This is a genomic window from Halopseudomonas sp., assembly GCF_036961105.1.
Lineage (GTDB): Bacteria > Pseudomonadota > Gammaproteobacteria > Pseudomonadales > Pseudomonadaceae > Halopseudomonas.
In genome coordinates this window covers 15,219-32,830 of the sequence record NZ_JBALWW010000010.1, presented here as the reverse complement: position 1 = coordinate 32,830, position 17,612 = coordinate 15,219, and the positions used below count along the sequence as shown (strand labels likewise).

Here is a 17,612-nt window from a genome sequence, read left to right as displayed (position 1 = left end):
CTCTGTCAGCGCTATTAATCTTCTTCCGCCGGTTCGGCGGGTTGGCGACGCGCCTCGGCAGCTTCCATCATGCTGCGGATGCGCTCTTCGAGAATCGGCGGTGGCGGCACCGGCGACAGCTTGGTACGCAGCAGGCTGGAGCCCTCGGCCGAGTAGGAATACTTGGAGGAATAGCTGGCGTCGACCTGGCTGGTGGAGACAGTCGAGGAGGATTTGTCCTTGCCGCCGAATATCTTGCCGAATACGCCACTGCCCTTTTTGCTGTTGCTGTTGCGGGTGGTCTTGTTGCTGCTGGTGCGGCCGTACTCGGAGGTGCGGGTGATCTTGATCGCGATCTTCACCTCGATGATGGTATCGACGAAGTTGTAGAACACCGGGGTAAAGCCGAGCTCCAGCATCGACAGCCGGGTAGGTACACGAATCTGGCCATCTTCGGTCTGAAATTTCTTGGCGGCGGTGACTATTTCAGTGTAGCCCTTGTCGGTGGCAGCCAGGCTATCGGCTTCGGCCGGCGTCATGTATTCATGACCGAAGAAAATGCGGCTGTCGTCAAAGGTGATATTGCCGTCGTCGTCGTAGATGGTGCGCAGCCCGCCCATCATTTCCGCGACCTCGATCGAGCTTTCATCGAGCTTTATCTGGGCCTCGGCGATGGCGAAGGCCATTTGCCGGATCATGTCGCCCATGGGGACGTTCAGCAGTTCCTGTCCAATACTCATTGTGATGCTCCTTTAATAGGCAGTCGCCAATCAGCTGTTTGCTCCGGGCAGACCCTCGTCATAGAGGCGCCGCAGGACTTCGTTGAGAGCTTCGGGGGCAGGCAGCGATACCAGACGTGCGGCAATCGAACTCGACCCTTCGGCGGAAACCGAAAATTTTCGGGCGTAGGACACATCAACACTGGCGGCCACCATGACCACGCCATAGTTGACCTTGGCGGTCACCCCGGCCGAGACCGAGGTTTCCGTGGTTTCAGTCATGCTGAACGAGAGCTTGGCCTCCACTGTGGCTTCGGTGAAGGCATAGAAGCTCGGCGTGAAGCCCAGGGTCAGCAGGTTGTAGGTTTCGCCGCCGAGCTCGACCGGGGTTTCGGCCATGGTCTTGGCGACAGCGACCGAGTTGGCATCCAGCGCCGACTGCGCCTGGGCAATGGCAACGCCCAGACGCTCGATGATCTGCGGCAGCGGGGCGCTGACCAGTGAGCGGGTAACGCTGACGGTCTCGCTCATGATCTAGTCCCTCAGGAAGGTGCGTATGGTGTCGAGAAACTCCGGCGGCGCGGGAATGGATACCAGGCGCGCGGAGATGGAAGAGTTGCCGGTGACATCAAGTTCGAATTGCCGCGCATGGCGCACATCCAGGGTGGCGCCAAAGGCGACCGTGCTGTTGCCGGTGCGCCTTGTGGTTTCGCGCGCACTGCTGCTGTTGGCGAACTGCTCATTGATGGTGATGCTTTCGCTGCTGGTCATACGCAGCTCACGGCTGGAGGTGCTGAGCAGATGCAAGCGCACCGGGTCGCTCTTGCGCGCCAGATGGCATACGGCGCCACCAGAAGAAGCGCTGATCTGGCTGTCGCTGTCGGCATTGATGCTGTTGGCCAGATTCTTGGCGAAGGCCTGGGGGCTGTCAGCGGCGTGTCCGTCCACGGCGGCGCCGGACAGGCCCCAGCTGCGGCCCTCGGCGGTGACCTGCTTGCCATTGACCCCGCTCATGTCGTTGGCATCGTAGGTGAGAACCCACCCATTGCTGGCCGGCTCCGAGTTGTCGCGCCGATCGGGTTCCACACCGGTGAACACCTGGCCATCGGCGCCACGGATGTCCAGCAGGTCAACGGCCAGCAGAATCTGAACGCGCCTGTGCTGCTGATCGTGGGGTACACCCTCGGCGCCCTCGGGGTTGGCTGCGGTCTCGCCTTCACCGATTGATTCGGTTATCTGCGCCGGATCAACGCCATTGGCCAGCAGTTGCCGGCGCACCTCCGCCACCCGGCGTTGCGACAGGGCAAGGTTGTAAGTGGGGCTGGCGGGCGCATCGGCATGGCCGACCAGCCGGAATGGCAGACCGGAGCGGGCCAGCATTTGCGCAGTTTCCTGCAGCTCGTCACGCTGGTCGGGTCGGATATTGTTGCGATCAATATCGAACAAAATGTCGGAAATGGGCTCGCCCGGCGGCCAGTGGTGGACGCTAAAGCTGGCGTCTTCAAAGGCGGTTTTTACTTTGCGAGCATAGTTCGCCACGCTGTTGGAGCGGGTGACAGCGATGCTGGTTTGCGGGTTGACCACAAAGGTGGTGTCGCTGTTGGCAGCAATGCGAATGACCCCGCCGGCGTAACCGAAAGCGCGAAAGGCCACGGCATTGGGCGAGACGGTGACCTGCTGCGGGCTCGCATTGGTAGTGGGGTTGATCGGCGTTTCGGTGCGCTCGAAAGCGACAGCGCTGATGTCCTCGTTCGCGGCCAAACCGTCGACCAGGCTGTTCAATCGGCTTTCTGCGTCGGCGCCGTTGAGCGCCACGCTGCTGTCATTGATGCGCACTTCACCGGTCGAGCGCGAGGTGATCTGCAGGCTCGCCTCACGGTTGCGGGTTTCGGCGCGACTGCCGCTGCTACTGCTGGATGAGCTGCTTTCGTTGTCGTCGTTACTGGTTTCGGCGTTGTTGTAGGCCCCGTTGATACCAAAATCGACCCCCGTGGTTTCCTCCACGCGCAGGTGCAGATTCATCGAACAGCTGATATCGGCGTGCTGGTAGTGGTAGAACGCCGGGCTGAAGCCCATTTCGATCAGCGTTTTGCCGCCGAGGCCAGGGATCGGCTGGATGAAGGCGTCCAGCTGCTCGATGGAATTGGTGTCCAGCGCCTGCTGGGCGCGCGCAATTCCCAGGCCCAGGCTGGAGATGAAGTCGGCAACACTGGCGTCAGCCAGTATTTCGCCGGGACGCAGACCGTTGTAATCGCTCATGCCGAACTCCTGTCAGAAGGGGATGGCCGCGCGGGCGCGTTGCAGGCGCTCGGGAGGCAGGGGGATGGCGCGCGCCGGATCAACCAGCGCCTTGCGCACGATGAAATACTGATGCCGATGCTGCGCGTCACCGAGCTGCCTGACGCCCACGGTCAGCCCACGCTTGCTCCAGCCGGTGAGTTCTCGGGCCAGCGGCAGTGGCTGCTGAGCGGCCAGTTGCAACGCCTGCTCAAGGCTGGCCATGGCGGCGTCCAATCGACCCTGACGCAACAGGACACAGCCGCGTCGTTGCAGGTTTTCGGCGCGGTCGCGGCTGACCAGCGGCAGAGGCGAGGCCAGTCGCTGGTAGTGCTGTTCGGCCTCGTCGCAGTAGCGCAACACGCTGTCCAGTTCGCCGCTGAGTTCCAGGCTTTCCATCACGCACTGGGTGTAGTGCCGAAAGAAGACTTCCGGTGCGCCGCTACTGACCGCCAAGCGCAGAGCTTCGCGGTAGTGCTGCAACGCGTCCTGATGCCGGCCCTTGAGGGCCAGCAGCTTGCCCTGTTCGGCGATGCCCAGATGCAGGCGCAGGCTGTTTTCAGTGGTGGCCATGCTCGTGCTCCTCCCACTCGTGCTCGATGCCGAGCTGCTCCAGGGCCTGTTGCAGCCAGCGCGGCATGAGTTCGCCGTAGACTACGGCTGAACGCCAGGGTAGAGGGAGTTGCATGTGACCCGGCTCAAGCAGACCGGCCTGCTGCAGCAGCGGCAGCGCGGCGAGGGCATTGCTGCCGCGCGGCAACAGCAGACGGCATTGACGCAGGGTTACCGGTTGCGCCTGTACCGGCATGCCGGCGGTGCTCCAGGCATCCAGCCGGGCTTCCAGATCCTGCGCAGACACGCCTTCCTCGACTACCACCGGCAGGTTGTCGAGTACGCAATCGATCAGTTCGGCGGGGAGGCCGGCGAGTCTGGGTAGCTGGCTGGTATCACTGGCGGCAGATACGCTGGTCAGACTGAGGTCGTAACGCATGAAGGTAAGGTCGAGCAGACGGATGCCGCCGGCCGATTGATGCCGGCGCCACAGATACAGGGCCTGCTTGGTGTCTAGCGTATCCAGCACCTCGCAGCTGTCGGGATCGTAACCAATGCCCTGGCTGCGCAGGTCGTGCAGCAGGCTATCGAGCCCGGCACCGGGGGCGCGGTTGATCAGCAAGCGGTAACGTGCCAGCGCGCGGGTCGAGCAGCACACGGCCACGTCCAGGTCGGCCAGCAGCTTTTGTAGCGCATGTGCCGTGGCCTCGCTGACGTCGCCGAGCACCACACCGGGCGGCGTGAGCAGCATCTGCAGCGCGGCTTCCGGACGACAACCGAGAAAGTGCGCCAAGCGTTCGCAGCAGGTAGGTAGTTGAGTTATGTCGCGCACGTAGAGGGCTATGTCCAGCGGCTTGCCGGCTTGCGGGCCGGGCAGGTCGGAGGGCTCCACGCGAATTTGCAGGCCGGCTTGTTGCAGTATGCTGGCCAGTCCCTGCGCCTGGGTGGGCTGCAGATCGTCCAGCAGCACCGAGGGTGCGCGATAGAGCGCGTTGGCTACCCGGCTGGCAGGCAGGCCCAGTTGCCGGGCCAGCAAGCCGGCCAAACCGGGTTGGGCAGAACCGACCGATTCGACTACCAGGCGCTGGCCGGCTGCCAGGCGCGGCTCAAGGGTTGCTTGCATGACAGAGTCTCCGGAGTCAGACGTGCCCGCCGCCGTACGGCAGAGGCGCAGCAGATCTGCCTCCGGCATGGCGACACGCGGATATGAGAAAAAGGCAAAGGCTGAGCAGGGGCAACAACGCTGCGGCGGCGCGCACAGCGTGGGTCGGCCCAGATCGAACCCTATCGAGTCGGAATACGAGGTCGAGTCGGCATACGGGGCGGGTTGGCGAGCAGCCGATGGCCGGGCTGGCCGCAGTGCCCAAGGGCGCGCTGGCTGGCAGGCGGGTAATACTGGAGAGGCGGAAGGCTCGGCCTTCCGACAGCTTGAGTGACTTCGCCAAAACCCACACCTCCGTGTCGGGAATCGACGACAGCGACGCCGTAATGGCGTCCGACGATCAGAGCTAAAATGACAGCACGCAAATCAACATAGTCGAGCCAAAAAAACTGTCAATGGTGGCCCTTTGCTGTAAAGCTGCTGGGGTTTTCATGCCGCTCTAAGCTAAGCTAGGGTCTGTTGGCGTACAACGCACTAGGCATTTCGCATGACCAGATTCAGCCCTCGCGCCCTGCTGCGCGCGAACCTGGCGTCGGCGCGGTCAAGAGTCACAGGCCTGACCGCATTACCTGAGGAACCGTAAAAGCATGGCAAAAGTGTCTGTCCTGATTGTTGATGATGCCCCGTTCATCCGTGATCTGGTGAAAAAGGCTCTGCGTAGTCATTTTCCAGGCTTGCAGATCGAAGAGGCCATCAATGGTCGCAAGGCCCAACAGATGCTCTCGCGCACCGATTTCGATCTGATCCTGTGTGATTGGGAAATGCCGGAAATGGGCGGCCTGGAGCTGTTGCAATGGTTTCGCGGACAGCCGGGCAAGGAGGCGGTGCCCTTTGTCATGGTGACCAGCCGGGGTGACAAGGAGCATGTCGTCGAGGCCATTCAGGCGGGAGTGAGCGACTACGTTGGCAAGCCCTTTACCAACGAGCAGCTACTGGCCAAGGTCAAGAAGGCCATGCACCGGGCGGGCAAGCTGGCCCAGTTGCAGGGGCCCCAGGCGCCGCGCCCCAGCGCCGGCATTGCCCAGGGCTCGGTCGCCAACCTGACCGCCGGTCGGAAAGTCGAAGCGCCTGCGGCGCCAGCCATTCAGCACCCACTGCTGCAGCGCGAGAGCGCAGGCGGCGCTGCGGCCAAGCCACCCGCTGCCGCCAGCACGCAAGCGGTCCGAGGCCAGGCGCAGCTGCGCCTGGCGGGTCAGCAGTTCGCCTGTGTTATCAAGACCTTGAGTTTGCGCGATGCCCTGGTGGTGGTACGCCGCAGTGAGCGCATACCGCAGCTGTTCGAAAGCGGCGTGCTGGACCTTGAGCAAGACAGCGACCAGACCATCGCCCGTATCAACGCCTACGTGCATGCCGTTGCCGCGATGGAGCCCAAGATGGACTCGGAGTGGGTCAAGGTCACCCTGAAGTTTGTAGACCAGGATCCGGCGAAGCTCGACTACCTCTCGCGGTTGATCGCCTCGGGCACGGCGCAGCAGCACTACAGCCCCGGCGCCTGAACCTTAGATTGAGCGACGCGGCGGGAAGTGGCAGATGAAGCGGCTGCCTTCGCCGAGTTTGCTTAGAATTTCGAGTTTGGCGCCATGGCGCAACAGCACATGCTTGACGATCGCCAGTCCCAGACCGGTGCCACCGGTGTTGGTGCTGCGACTTGAGTCCACTCGGTAGAAGCGCTCGGTCAGGCGGTTGATGTGCTGCGGCGCAATGCCCACCCCATTATCCTGCACTGCCAGGTGTTGTCCGGCGTCATCACTCCACCAATGCAGGTTGACCTCACCGCCGGTCGGCGTGTACTTCACCGCGTTGAAAGCGAGGTTGGAGAAAGCGCTGCGCAGCTCGCCTTCAACGCCTTGCACTCGTGTGCTTCCTTCAATCTGCAAATTGATGCGATGCCCCTGCTCACCGGACAGGGCCTGGGCATCCTTGCGAATGCTTTCCAGCATGGGCGCAACGTCTATTACTTCATCTTCGCTGGTGTGATCCGAGGTTTCCAGGCGGGCCAGCAGTAGCAGGTCATTCAGCAGACTCTGCATGCGATTGGACTGCTGCTGCATCTGCTGCAAGGGTCGCTTCCAGCGCGGATTCATTTCCGCGTCGCTGTCGAGCAGCGTCTCTACGTAACCTACGACTACCGTCAGCGGTGTTCGCAGCTCATGGGAGACGTTGGCGACAAAATCCTTACGCATTTGCTCAAGGTTGTGTAGCCGGGTTACGTCGCGCACCACCATCAGACGATCGCCGGGGCCGTAACGGGTCACGGCATATTGCAGCTGGGTGTTGAGGTCGATGGGCGAGTGAATTTCCAGCGGTTCGCGGAAATCGCCCTGTTCGAAATATTCGATAAAACGCGGGTCGCGGATCAGGTTGTTGACATGCTGGCCGCTGTCATCGGGGGTGCGCAATCCGAGCAGGCGTTCGGCAGCGTGGTTCCACCATTCCAAATGCCCGTCCTGATCGATCATCACCACCGCATCGCGCAGTGCCGAGGTGGAAGACTGGATGCGGTCGATGACTGCCTGCAGACGGGCACGCATGCGGCTATCGCGGCGCTGCAAATGGTAGATACTGTCGAATATCTCGCCCCAGACACCCTTGGCTTCCGGCGGAGGCTCGTTGGGATGGGTGCTCAGCCAGGCATAGAATCGCGACATCTGGCGCAATGTCCAGATCAGATAGAAGCCCAGACCAAACACCAAGGTCCAGGCGGGTTGCTTGATGACCCAGCCAACCAGCAGACAGGCCAGGACCAGCAAGGTGAGCTGGCCGAGCACGCGGCTGAAACTGTTTTTACTCACAAGAGCTCCCTAACATCCACTCGGCCATCGCGCGTATTTGCCGTCGAGCCGCGATACTGACGGCGCTTCAAGCCTTGGTCGAGAATCGGTAGCCGGTGCCGCGAACGGTTTGTACCAAATGCTCGTAGTTGCTGCCCAATGCCTTGCGCAGACGACGAATATGCACGTCAACGGTCCGCTCTTCAACGTACACGTTGCCGCCCCACACCTGATCGAGTAGCTGCCCGCGCGTGTAGGCGCGTTCCTGGTGGGTCATGAAGAATTGCAACAGACGATACTCGGTCGGGCCCATTTCGGCTGCACTGTCGTCAATGGTCACGCGGTGGCTGACCGGGTCCAGATGCAGGCCGGAGACTTCGATCGGCGCCTCGCCGTCGACCGGACCGGCTCGTCGCAGCACCGCTTTGAGGCGGGCAACCAGCTCACGCGGAGAAAAGGGCTTGGTAATGTAATCATCCGCGCCTACTTCCAGACCCTGGATCTTGTTGTCTTCCTCGCCCTTGGCAGTGAGCATGATGATCGGGATATCCGCGGTCATTTCATCACGCTTGAGCCGCCGGGCAAGCTCGATGCCGGTAGTACCGGGCAGCATCCAGTCGAGCAGGATCAGGTCCGGCTTGCTATCGATAATGCTGGCATGGGCCTGTTGGGTATTTTCGGCTTCGAGGCAGTCGTAGCCTGCCATTTCCAGTGCAACCGCGATCATTTCACGGATGGGCGCTTCGTCATCGACGATCAGAATGGTTTTGCCTGACATGGTTTACCGTCTCGTTGCAGATTTCTGACATGCGCCGATTAGATAACATTTTTGTTTCAGTTATATGACTGTAACGGGTCAGGTCGATGAAAGTTCGGCTTTCAGCCTAGCCAGTAGTCTAGCGCCAGGCCGATAAACACCAGCATGCCGGCCCAATGGTTGGACAGAAAAGCACTCAGACAAGCCTGAGCCTCGCGCTCCCTGATCAGCCAGTGCTGCCAGGCAAAGCCGATCACCATGCCCAGCAGACCCAGGTAGTAGTAGAGGCCCAGTTCGAAGCGAAAGCCCACCAGCACCAGGCAGAGCAGGGTGAGGCCCTGCAGAAGCCCGATGATGGCCCGATCAGCCTCGCCGAAGAGGATGGCTGTGGATTTGATGCCGATGCGCAGATCGTCCTCGCGGTCACACATGGCGTATTCGGTGTCGTAGGCGACGGTCCATAGCAGATTGGCCAGAAACAGCAGCCAGAGCGCCGAGGGCAGGCTACCCGCTTCGGCGGCAAAGGCCATGGGGATGGCCCAGGAAAAGGCCGCGCCCAATACGACCTGGGGGTAGAAGGTAAACCGCTTGCAGAAGGGATAGAGCGCCGCCAGGACGATGCCGCCAAATGACAGCATGATGGTCAACCGGTTGGTGAACAGCACCAGGACAGCACTCAGTGTGACCAGCACGGCAAACAACACCAGAGCTTCCTTGGCCGTCACCCTGCCAGTGGCCAGCGGCCGCTGCCGAGTGCGGCGCACGTGGCCGTCCAGGTGGCGGTCGGCGTAGTCGTTGATTACGCAGCCGGCGGCGCGCATGAGAATCACGCCGAGCACGAAGATGAACAGATTGGCGCTGCTGGGCACCCCGTCGGCGGCCAGCCACAGCGCCCAGAGGGTCGGCCAGAGCAGCAGATAGGTGCCGATCGGGCGGTCCAGCCGCATCAGCTGAATGTAGTCGTTCGCTTTCGGGTGCAGGCGGCCCAGGGGTTTGATCAGCAGACCTAGCAAGGTGTCACTCCAGATATTAGAACGGTTCAGGTGCCGGCGGGCGGCCAGCCCTGCAAGAATACTTCACACACCAGCAGCTGCAACTCGCCATCGGAAAACTGTGATCGTCTTGCCCATAGGCCTTCTGCGCGCCAGGGCGAGGGGAGCCATTCCGCGGGATAGCGGCTGATCTGGATGGGGCCGCGATTGATTTGCGGATTGCGGAACAGCAAGTGTCCCAGGCTGGTGGTGCCAAGCTTGTGCAGCTCCACCGCTGCGCTGCCCAGGGCGCTCAGTGGCGCCACCGAGCGAGCGAATACCCTGGGCGCACCAGCGGTGTGCAGCAACACCTGGCGCACCCAGACCGGCTGGCCGGCGGCAATACCCAGCGTCTGCGCCTCGTCTGCGCGCGCGGGTTGCTCCTCCTGCGCGAGCAATTCAACCTTGAAGTCATTATTGCCGGCGTCGGTCAGCCGCTGGGTCAGCGAGCCTTCGGCGCAGAGCCAGTGGAACAGAGGAGCAGGGGGCGGTGCCGGGTGGCAATCGGTGGCAAACCAGTCGGGCAGCATTGCGAAAAGACATCTCCGGCGGGCGGTTTAACGGGTGCCCGGCAGAGTACCACGAAACACCACTGCACCGCGCTGATACGCACTGTTGCAGCAGTTGAGCCGCTGGTCTGGCCTTGGACTTGCATTGCAATTGCGGTAGTGTCGCCAGCAGATCATTCTCCAATTCATGCAGGTAGCAGCAATGAAGAAGTGGCAGTGCATTGTGTGTGGTTTCATCTATGACGAAGCTGAAGGCTGGCCGGATGACGGCATCGCCGCCGGTACGCGCTGGGAAGACGTCCCGGCAGACTGGATGTGCCCTGATTGCGGCGTGGGCAAGGAAGACTTCGAAATGATCGAGATCGGCTGATGCGTCAGGGGTCGCCTGACGCCGGCATTGCCGTTTGCAGAGGATAGAGAGATGAGCCAAAGCGCGCCGCTGGTTATTGTCGGCACTGGCCTGGCCGGTTACAACCTGGCCAAGGAAATACGCAAGCTGGACGACGATCGCGAGCTGCTGCTGGTAACTGCGGATGACGGCCGCTTTTACTCCAAGCCGCTGCTGTCCACCGGCTTTGCCAAGGCCAAGGAAGCGCATGAGCTGGCCATGCAGGATGCGGTAACCATGGCCGAACAGCTCAATGCGCGGATTCTTACGCACACCCAGGTCAGCGCCATTGATCCCGAGCGTCGTGTGCTCCAGCTGGGCGAGAATGAGCAGCCCTACTCCGAGCTGGTACTGGCGGTAGGCGCCGAGCCACGTCGGCTCCCCTGGACCGACGCTTTGGGCGAGCGCTTGCTGTCGATCAACGACCTGCTGGATTACGGCCGTTTTCGCAGCGCTCTGGCGGGCAAGCGCAGCGTGCTGATCATCGGCGCCGGCCTGATAGGCTGCGAGTTTGCCAATGATCTGGTGGCGGGGGGCTTTCAGGTCACGGTGGTGGCCTCAGATCCCTACCTGATGCCGCAGTTGATCCCCGAGCCGGTGGCGGCAGCCGTGCAGGCCGAGTTGGAGATGCTGGGCGTCGAGTTTCATCTGGGCTGCGCCATCGAATCGGTGCTGGAGCAGGGTGAGGGCATCAGTGTACGCCTGGACAATGGCATACAGATCGCTGCCGATCAGGCCTTGTCAGCCATCGGCTTGGCGCCCCGACTAACCTTGGCTGAGCAGGCCGGGCTGCAGATCGGGCGTGGCATTGTGGTGGATCGGCGGCTGGCCACCAGCCAGGCGCACATCTATGCGCTGGGTGACTGCGCCGAGGTGCACGGCCTGAACCTGATGTACGTGATGCCGCTGATGACAGCTGCTCGCGCGCTGGCCAAGACCCTGTGCGGTACTGATCACGAGCTGAGTTATCCGGCAATGCCGGTAATGGTAAAGACGCCGGCTTGTCCTTTGGTGGTGGCGCCACCTTTGACCGCCGAATCCGGCCATTGGACTACCAGCGGCAGCGGCAGTGATCTGCAGGCGCTGTTTCATGATGAGCAGGGCCGCCTGCATGGCTTTGCCTTGACCGGAAGCCGGGTGGCAGAAAAGCTCAAACTGAGCCGTGAATTGCCGGGCTGGCTATTGGCTACGCCGACTTGAACAAGACACTTTGGCCTTTTGTCGGGAAATTGCCGCTTCAGGCCCCTGTTCGGCGCCCTGACGGCTGGCGTAATGCGGTGAGTCGTGCCATGCTGATCTGGCTGTGGCAGAGCCGCGGAACCAGCGGTTCGGCGGCTTTATCACTCCCGCTGCGAGGATGCGGCGGTAACAACAAAAACAACAGAATATGAGGCTTTATATGCGTAAACCGGATCTCGCGGCGGCGATTGCCGACAAGGCTGACCTGAGCAAGGACCAGGCAAACCGAGTACTCAACGCCGTATTGGATGAAATCACTCAAGCCCTCAGCCGTCAGGACTCAGTTACCCTGGTTGGTTTTGGAACCTTCCTGCAACGCCACCGCGGTGCCCGCACCGGCAAAAACCCGCAGACCGGCGCTCCCGTTCAGATCAAGGCGAGCAACACAGTGTCTTTCAAGCCAGGCAAAAGTCTCAAAGACGCCGTCAACTGATTGCACTGCGTAACGGAGGTCGGGGTCCGGCCTCCGTTACAGCAACGCTTCCTGCATTGTTCAATTGCTACCGCTCGTCTCAGGCATTTGCCTGATATTTGCTGACCAGCGCTCGCAATGCGTCGCGCGCTTCCAGTACCTTGGCGACAATCTCTTCGGCTTTTTCGTCTGTGAGTCCCAGCCGTTCAAGTAACGCTGCGGGTACCGGCATTTCCGGTCCCGAGCCGATCTGATGACGGCTCAGCAGTGCCAGGGTCAGGTAGACCAGATTGGCGTAGACGTGCTCCTCGCCCTGGTAATAGGGGTTGTGCTGGTGCCGCAGGGCGATGCTGATTTCTTCGGGCATGTCCCAGTAGCGCACCAGCCAGCTGCCGATCTGGTCGCGGGTAACGCCAATCAGATGCTGCTCTATCAGATGGGGCGCCACATGCGGGTTGGCCTCAACGTGGCGACAGATCATCTTGAAGTAGGGCGGGAATATATAGGCCAGCACCAGATACCCGAAGTTGTGCAGCAGCCCGGCCAGATAGTTCAGGCCGAGTTCGGGCCGACGCTCGCGCGGCATGGCCTTGGCCAGCCCTTCGATGACCGCGGCAGTATAGATTGCCTGCTCCCAGTAGGGCGTAGTGCGTTCCGGCGCATCCTTGGGCAGCTTGAAAGTCTTGCCCAGGGCCAGACCCACAGCAAGATTGATCACCAGATCGAAACCCAGCACACGACCAATGGCATCTTCTACCGAACGGATCTTGCCTGGGGCAGCGTAGTAGGGGGAGGCGGCCCAACTGACCACTTGCGCCGCCAGGCTGGGGTCGGTTTCAACCACATCCGCCAGCTCCTCAATACCGGCATCCGGGTTTACCCGCAGTTTCATGATCTTCTGCGCACTTTCCGGCAGCGGTGGGATCTCGATGGTTTCTTCCAATCGCTGTTTCATGCGCAGGGCGGTGAAATTCTGCACCGCATCGGACAGATCCTGAGTGTCCTGCTCCGGGCTCGCAGCTGGATTGTCCAGGCTGCTCAGGGGCACTGCAAATCGCGCCATACTGGCTTTTGCCATCAGCGTTCTGGCGTTTTCCTGGCTGAGTTGCAGGCACCAGCCGGGCAGGCCGCTGTCGAGGCTGACGTAGGAATGGTCCAGCAGGCTCTGCTCGCAGACGCAGGGCGAATTGAACAGGATCGGCAAGCCGGGTAGCTCGCTGAGCTGATGTTTGCTCAATATGCGTTTGAGTTCGCCGTCGCGTACCGGCTGCAGATCGCGCCCCAGCAGAGCGCCCACGCGCTTCAGGTCCAGTAGATGGTCCTTGGGAATCAAGGCCAGTACGGTGCCGATGCTGTCGCACAACAGGCTTGCCTGCACCTGTTGCGCCACGGGGCCGGCGTGCTCAAGGGGACGCAGCTGGTAGGCAATGCCTTGTTGTTGCAGCAGTTTTTCGATCAGGTCGGGCAGGCTGGTGCCAGAGTTGTCGCACACGGCTTCATTGTTCATTGCACTTTCCTTGATCCTTTGGCTGAGCCGGGCTCAGGGCGTATAAGGCTCTTGGTTCGATGTTAGCATGGCGTTCCTTGCTGCCGAGCATAACCCCGCTCACACCTGGGCAAAATGCTGGCCCTGCGCTATCCAGCGGTCGAGCAGTGGCTGCACGTGGGCAGGATAACCACTGGCTAACAGCTGCGCCGCCTGCTGCACGTCCGGCAATAGATCGGCATCGCGCACCAGGTCGGCTACGCGAAACTGCACCAGGCCGGTCTGACGGGTGCCCAGCACCTCGCCGGGGCCGCGCAGGGCAAGATCCTTCTCGGCGATCACGAAGCCGTCGCTGCTCTCGCGCATGATGCCCAGGCGCTCGCGCCCGAGCGCCGACAGGGGGGCGTGATAGAGCAATACGCAGTGACTGGCTGCACTGCCGCGGCCAACGCGGCCGCGCAGCTGATGCAGTTGCGCCAGACCCAGGCGCTCAGGATTCTCGATCACCATGAGGCTGGCGTTGGGCACATCCACGCCCACTTCGATCACCGTGGTGGCTACCAGCAGGTGCAGGTCGCCGCCCTTGAAGGCGGCCATGATCTCGGCCTTCTCGATGGCCTTCATGCGGCCGTGAATCAGCCCGATGGACAGCTCCGGCAGACTGTTGCACAGATCTTCCCAGGCACTTTCTGCAGCCTGTGCCTGCAATTGCTCGGATTCCTCGATCAACGTACACACCCAGTAGGCCTGGCGTCCTTCGGCGCAGCCGGCGCGTACTCGTTCTATCACCTCCGGACGGCGGCTGTCGGAGACCAGGACGGTATTGACCGGGGTCCGTCCCGGCGGTAGTTCATCCAGCACCGAGGTATCCAGATCGGCGTAGGCGCTCATTGTCAGGGTGCGCGGAATCGGGGTGGCCGTCATGATCAATTGATGAGGCGAGAAGCCGCCGGCGGCGCCTTTGTCGCGCAGCGCCAGGCGTTGCTGCACGCCGAAGCGGTGCTGCTCGTCGATGATCGCCAAGCCCAGGTTGTGAAATTGCACTTCCTGCTGGAAGAGCGCATGGGTGCCCACCACCATGGCGGCTTCGCCGGTGGCAATCATCTGCAGCTGATTGGCCCGCGCCTTGCCCTTGAGCTTGCCGGCGATCCAGGCAACCGACAGGCCGAGGGCGGAAAACCAGCGCTGGAAATTGTTGAAGTGCTGTTCGGCGAGAATTTCCGTGGGTGCCATCAATGCCACCTGCCAGCCGGCTTCCAGCGCCTGCAGGGCTGCCAGCGCGGCGACCACGGTTTTACCTGCGCCCACATCGCCCTGCACCAGGCGCAGCATGGGTAGGGGTTGGCGCAAATCACTCAGGATCTCTTCGGCGATACGCGCCTGGGCTCCGGTCAGGGGAAAGCCCAGTTGCTGCAAAAAGGCTTTGGCCAGCGCGCCTTCTGCCTGCATAACTGGGGCGCGGTGCGCGCGCATTTGGGCGCGCAAACGCAGCATGGCCAACTGGTGTGCCATCAGCTCTTCAAAGGCCAGGCGGTGCTGTGCCCAGTGACGGCCATCCTGCAGGGCTTCCAGGTCTATGTCCGGCGGTGGGCGATGCAGTATCTGCACCGCCTGGTGCAGCGACGGCAGCTGATATTGCTCGGCCAGTGCCGGCGGTAGCCATTCGGGCAGGTGGTTGCCATTGGCCAGCCAGCCCAGCGCGGCTTCGCTGAGACTGCGCAGGCGCTGCTGTGAGAGGCCCTCGGTGGCCGGGTAGATGGGCGTCAGCGTCTCGTTCACTGGCAACGTCTGGGCGCCATCGAGGTTCTGCATCTCCGGGTGATAGATTTCCAGCCCGGAGGCGCCGGGGCGTACCTCGCCGTAGCAGCGCCAATGACTTCCGCGGCTGAGGTTGGCCTTGAGCGCCGCAGAGAAGTAGTAGAAGCGCAAGCTGATGGTGCCGCTGCCATCCTGGATGCGGCACAGCAGGCTGCGCCGTCGACCCATGACCACATCCGCGCCTACCACCACACCTTCTATCACCGCATCCAGGCCCGGCTGCAGTGCGCCTATGGGCGTGACCCGGGTGCGATCCTGATAACGCAAGGGCAGGTGAAAGAGCACGTCCTGCACACTGTTCAGGCCGAGTTTGCCGAGTTTTTCCGCCAATGCCGGACCAATGCCCTTGAGCAGAGTCAGCGGGGTGTGTTCCGTGACGCTGCTCACTTGCCTGGCTGGCCCACCGAACAAAGCCGAATCGAATCGCTGAGCAGCTCTACCGCTTTCGGTCGCGGGAAGCTGGCGCGCCAGGCGATGGCCACGGTGCGATAGGGCGCCGGCGCGGCAAAGCTCTTGGTAACCAGCAGGTCCGAACTGTAGTAGCGATCATCAGCGGCAGACATGGGCAGCACCGTCATGCCGATACCCGAAGCCACCATGTGTCTGATGGTCTCCAGCGAGCTGGATTCCACTGTGGTGTGCTTGTGCTGCTCTTCACCCTTGCGCAGGGTGGGGCAGGCTTCCAGCACCTGATCGCGGAAGCAGTGGCCCTCACCGAGCAACAGCAGCTTGTTATCGTCCAGTTCATCCAGGCTCACGCTGGTGCGCTCTGCCCAGGGGTGACTGGCCGGGATCAGCAAGCTGAATGGCTCGTCGTACAGCGGTTTGGTCAGTACGTCAGGCTCCTGGAAGGGCAGCGCGATGATGATCGCGTCCAGCTCGCCGTTGCGCAGTTTGTCGCGCAGTACGTGGGTAAAGTTCTCTTCGATATAGAGCGGCATTTCCGGCGCCACCTTGTGCAGCTGCGGCACCAGATGGGGGAACAGATAAGGCCCTATGGTATAGATGGCGCCAACCTTGAGTGGTGCCGCCAGCTGGTTCTTGCCGGCGCTGGCCAGTTCGCGAATGGCCAGCGCCTCTTCCAGCACCTTTTGCGCCTGGGCCACAATCCGTTCGCCAATGGGCGTGACGCGCACGGCGCTTTTGCTGCGCTCGAAAATCATGATGCCCAGCTCGTCTTCCAGCTTTTTAACGCCCACGCTGAGCGTCGGTTGAGACACATGGCAGCGTTCGGCGGCGTGGCCAAAATGCTGTTCCTGGGCAAGGGTCACTATGTAGCGTAATTCGGTCAGGGTCATGGGCTCTTGGCTGCATTGGCAACGGGGACGGGATGAGGGCTAGCATAGCCCTTTGCTTGATAGAGTAAAACAATCAGACGGTGTTTGTGAGGCGATAGCCTCATATGGGGAGCGGCCGAACAGGATTTTTCGATGTCTGTGTTCTGCCCCGTCTTTCGGCATTACCGGATGTGCATGTGCATGTGCTGTGCGTGCCATGGCCTCGTCAGGAGCAATGATCCCGTATCGATGCTGGCCGCGCTACGCGCTGCCTTTGTAGGGTGGAAGGCCGAAGCCGTCCACCATGGTGGACAAGCCTGCGGCGTTGACCACCCTACGAACTTCGCCGAGGCTGTTAGAGTGTGGTCCTGAGACCGACGAATGAGGTGGTTATGAAACAGGTGGTTATTGCTGGGTGCGGCGATGTGGGTACCGCGCTGGGGTTGCAGCTGCACGCACGTGGCTGGCAGGTTTATGGGCTGCGCCGCGATCCAACCTCATTGCCTGCGGAAATTACGCCTGTTGCGGCCGACCTCACCCAGCCTGAAAAGCCGCCGGGCTGGCCGACCAAAGTCGATTATCTGGTGTATTGCCCCGCTGCCGGCAAGCGCGATGCCGAGGTGTATCAGCGCTTGTATGTCGAGGGGCTAGAGCATGTGCTGGGCTGGATCAAAGACAGCCGGCAGCGCCTGCAGCACCTGCTGCAGGTTTCCAGCACGGCGGTTTACGCGCAATCACAGGGCGAATGGGTGACCGAGAATAGCCGCGCCGAGGCCGATACGCCTACTGCCGTGCAGTTGTTGGCGGCAGAAGATGTGGCGCTGCGCAGCGGCGTACCGGCCAGCGTAGTGCGCCTGGGGGGCATTTACGGGCCGGGTCGCAACCGCCTGATCGGGCAGGTGCGTGAGGGCTTGCAGGTGCCGGCCGAGCCGCCGCAATACACCAACCGTATTCATCGCGATGACGCTGCCGGGCTGCTGGCGCATTTGCTGGCGCTGGCCGAACAGCGCGAGCTGCTGGCGCCCTGCTATCTGGGCGTGGATGATGAGCCCGCCAGCCTGTTCGAGGTCACCGGCTGGCTGGCCGAGCAATTGGGCACCAGCCTGCAGCCGGACGGAGCGCGCTCGACACGCAGCGGCAGCAAGCGTTGCAGTAACGAACTGGCCCGGGATACCGGCTGGCAGCCGAGGTACCCCAGTTACCGCGAAGGCTACGCCGAGCTGCTCAAGGGGTGA

17 protein-coding genes are annotated in these 17,612 nt (G+C 61.9%); 5 read left to right on the top strand and 12 right to left on the bottom strand.

Annotation, left to right across the window (positions count from 1 at the left end):
* Window positions 1-14: 14 nt before the first annotated feature.
* Genes V7756_RS11335 through V7756_RS11315 form a run of 5 tightly spaced genes read right to left on the bottom strand, consistent with a single transcriptional unit; the run spans window position 15 to window position 4,650 of the window.
* A complete protein-coding gene (locus V7756_RS11335; protein WP_335610284.1) occupies window positions 15-719 on the bottom strand; it encodes a hypothetical protein in 705 nt (234 codons plus the stop codon).
* A 30-nt stretch (window positions 720-749) separates the two neighbouring features.
* Window positions 750-1,229 (bottom strand): hypothetical protein, encoded by a 480-nt coding sequence (locus V7756_RS11330; RefSeq protein WP_335610283.1) that lies wholly within the window; start codon window positions 1,227-1,229, stop codon window positions 750-752.
* A 3-nt stretch (window positions 1,230-1,232) separates the two neighbouring features.
* Complete coding sequence (locus tag V7756_RS11325; protein WP_335610282.1) at window positions 1,233-2,957, bottom strand: OmpA family protein; 1,725 nt, start codon at window positions 2,955-2,957, stop codon at window positions 1,233-1,235.
* A 12-nt stretch (window positions 2,958-2,969) separates the two neighbouring features.
* Window positions 2,970-3,548 (bottom strand): tetratricopeptide repeat protein, encoded by a 579-nt coding sequence (locus V7756_RS11320; RefSeq protein ID WP_335610281.1) that lies wholly within the window; start codon window positions 3,546-3,548, stop codon window positions 2,970-2,972.
* Entirely contained in the window at window positions 3,535-4,650 is a 1,116-nt protein-coding gene (locus V7756_RS11315) for a hypothetical protein (protein WP_335610280.1), read from the bottom strand. Before V7756_RS11315 ends, V7756_RS11320 begins: the two co-directional genes overlap by 14 nt.
* Before the next feature lie 626 nt (window positions 4,651-5,276).
* Between V7756_RS11315 and V7756_RS11310 the strand changes: the two genes are divergently transcribed.
* Window positions 5,277-6,185, top strand: coding sequence for a response regulator (locus tag V7756_RS11310; RefSeq protein WP_335610279.1), 909 nt, complete (start codon window positions 5,277-5,279; stop codon window positions 6,183-6,185).
* 3 nt (window positions 6,186-6,188) lie between these two features.
* On the opposite strand, the gene phoR is transcribed toward V7756_RS11310, so the two are convergent.
* From phoR to V7756_RS11290, 4 genes are all read right to left on the bottom strand, one after another.
* On the bottom strand, window positions 6,189-7,481 hold the full coding sequence (gene phoR, locus V7756_RS11305) for a phosphate regulon sensor histidine kinase PhoR (protein ID WP_335610278.1): 1,293 nt from the start codon (window positions 7,479-7,481) through the stop codon (window positions 6,189-6,191).
* A gap of 67 nt (window positions 7,482-7,548) precedes the next feature.
* Window positions 7,549-8,238, bottom strand: coding sequence for a phosphate regulon transcriptional regulator PhoB (phoB, locus tag V7756_RS11300; RefSeq protein WP_335610277.1), 690 nt, complete (start codon window positions 8,236-8,238; stop codon window positions 7,549-7,551).
* 101 nt (window positions 8,239-8,339) lie between these two features.
* Window positions 8,340-9,230: a 4-hydroxybenzoate octaprenyltransferase gene (gene ubiA, locus V7756_RS11295; RefSeq protein ID WP_335610276.1), complete on the bottom strand. Its 891-nt coding sequence runs from the start codon at window positions 9,228-9,230 to the stop codon at window positions 8,340-8,342.
* 26 nt (window positions 9,231-9,256) lie between these two features.
* A complete protein-coding gene (locus V7756_RS11290; protein ID WP_335610275.1) occupies window positions 9,257-9,778 on the bottom strand; it encodes a chorismate--pyruvate lyase family protein in 522 nt (173 codons plus the stop codon).
* Window positions 9,779-9,959: 181 nt separating this feature from the next.
* Here V7756_RS11290 and V7756_RS11285 point away from each other — a divergent pair, with 181 nt between their 5' ends.
* From V7756_RS11285 to V7756_RS11275, 3 genes are all read left to right on the top strand, one after another.
* A complete protein-coding gene (locus V7756_RS11285) occupies window positions 9,960-10,127 on the top strand; it encodes a rubredoxin (RefSeq protein ID WP_335610274.1) in 168 nt (55 codons plus the stop codon).
* Window positions 10,128-10,178: 51 nt separating this feature from the next.
* A complete protein-coding gene (locus V7756_RS11280) occupies window positions 10,179-11,345 on the top strand; it encodes an NAD(P)/FAD-dependent oxidoreductase (RefSeq protein ID WP_335610273.1) in 1,167 nt (388 codons plus the stop codon).
* Between the two features lie 199 nt (window positions 11,346-11,544).
* On the top strand, window positions 11,545-11,817 hold the full coding sequence (locus V7756_RS11275; RefSeq protein WP_092287169.1) for an HU family DNA-binding protein: 273 nt from the start codon (window positions 11,545-11,547) through the stop codon (window positions 11,815-11,817).
* A 79-nt stretch (window positions 11,818-11,896) separates the two neighbouring features.
* On the opposite strand, the gene V7756_RS11270 is transcribed toward V7756_RS11275, so the two are convergent.
* The 3 genes from V7756_RS11270 to V7756_RS11260 form a co-directional block, all read right to left on the bottom strand.
* Window positions 11,897-13,303, bottom strand: a complete 1,407-nt coding sequence (locus V7756_RS11270; protein ID WP_335610272.1) for an aminoacyl-tRNA deacylase and HDOD domain-containing protein — start codon at window positions 13,301-13,303, stop codon at window positions 11,897-11,899.
* 99 nt (window positions 13,304-13,402) lie between these two features.
* Window positions 13,403-15,487, bottom strand: a complete 2,085-nt coding sequence (gene recG, locus V7756_RS11265; protein ID WP_335610271.1) for an ATP-dependent DNA helicase RecG — start codon at window positions 15,485-15,487, stop codon at window positions 13,403-13,405.
* Window positions 15,484-16,398, bottom strand: coding sequence for a hydrogen peroxide-inducible genes activator (locus V7756_RS11260; RefSeq protein ID WP_335610270.1), 915 nt, complete (start codon window positions 16,396-16,398; stop codon window positions 15,484-15,486). Before V7756_RS11260 ends, recG begins: the two co-directional genes overlap by 4 nt.
* A 365-nt stretch (window positions 16,399-16,763) precedes the next feature.
* Between V7756_RS11260 and V7756_RS11255 the strand changes: the two genes are divergently transcribed.
* The gene (locus tag V7756_RS11255; RefSeq protein ID WP_442908994.1) at window positions 16,764-17,612 is read left to right on the top strand and encodes an NAD-dependent epimerase/dehydratase family protein; all 849 of its coding nucleotides are present in this window, start codon (window positions 16,764-16,766) and stop codon (window positions 17,610-17,612) included.

Bases quoted from the DNA above. Each gene is read 5' to 3' on its own strand.
- V7756_RS11335 (WP_335610284.1), bottom strand. From the start codon at position 719: ATGAGTATTGGACAGGAACTGCTGAACGTCCCCATGGGCGACATGATC.
- V7756_RS11330 (WP_335610283.1), bottom strand. From the start codon at position 1,229: ATGAGCGAGACCGTCAGCGTTACCCGCTCACTGGTCAGCGCCCCGCTG.
- V7756_RS11325 (WP_335610282.1), bottom strand. From the start codon at position 2,957: ATGAGCGATTACAACGGTCTGCGTCCCGGCGAAATACTGGCTGACGCC.
- V7756_RS11320 (WP_335610281.1), bottom strand. From the start codon at position 3,548: ATGGCCACCACTGAAAACAGCCTGCGCCTGCATCTGGGCATCGCCGAA.
- V7756_RS11315 (WP_335610280.1), bottom strand. From the start codon at position 4,650: ATGCAAGCAACCCTTGAGCCGCGCCTGGCAGCCGGCCAGCGCCTGGTA.
- V7756_RS11310 (WP_335610279.1), top strand. From the start codon at position 5,277: ATGGCAAAAGTGTCTGTCCTGATTGTTGATGATGCCCCGTTCATCCGT.
- phoB (WP_335610277.1), bottom strand. From the start codon at position 8,238: ATGTCAGGCAAAACCATTCTGATCGTCGATGACGAAGCGCCCATCCGT.
- V7756_RS11290 (WP_335610275.1), bottom strand. From the start codon at position 9,778: ATGCTGCCCGACTGGTTTGCCACCGATTGCCACCCGGCACCGCCCCCT.
- V7756_RS11285 (WP_335610274.1), top strand. From the start codon at position 9,960: ATGAAGAAGTGGCAGTGCATTGTGTGTGGTTTCATCTATGACGAAGCT.
- V7756_RS11280 (WP_335610273.1), top strand. From the start codon at position 10,179: ATGAGCCAAAGCGCGCCGCTGGTTATTGTCGGCACTGGCCTGGCCGGT.
- V7756_RS11275 (WP_092287169.1), top strand. From the start codon at position 11,545: ATGCGTAAACCGGATCTCGCGGCGGCGATTGCCGACAAGGCTGACCTG.
- V7756_RS11270 (WP_335610272.1), bottom strand. From the start codon at position 13,303: ATGAACAATGAAGCCGTGTGCGACAACTCTGGCACCAGCCTGCCCGAC.
- V7756_RS11260 (WP_335610270.1), bottom strand. From the start codon at position 16,398: ATGACCCTGACCGAATTACGCTACATAGTGACCCTTGCCCAGGAACAG.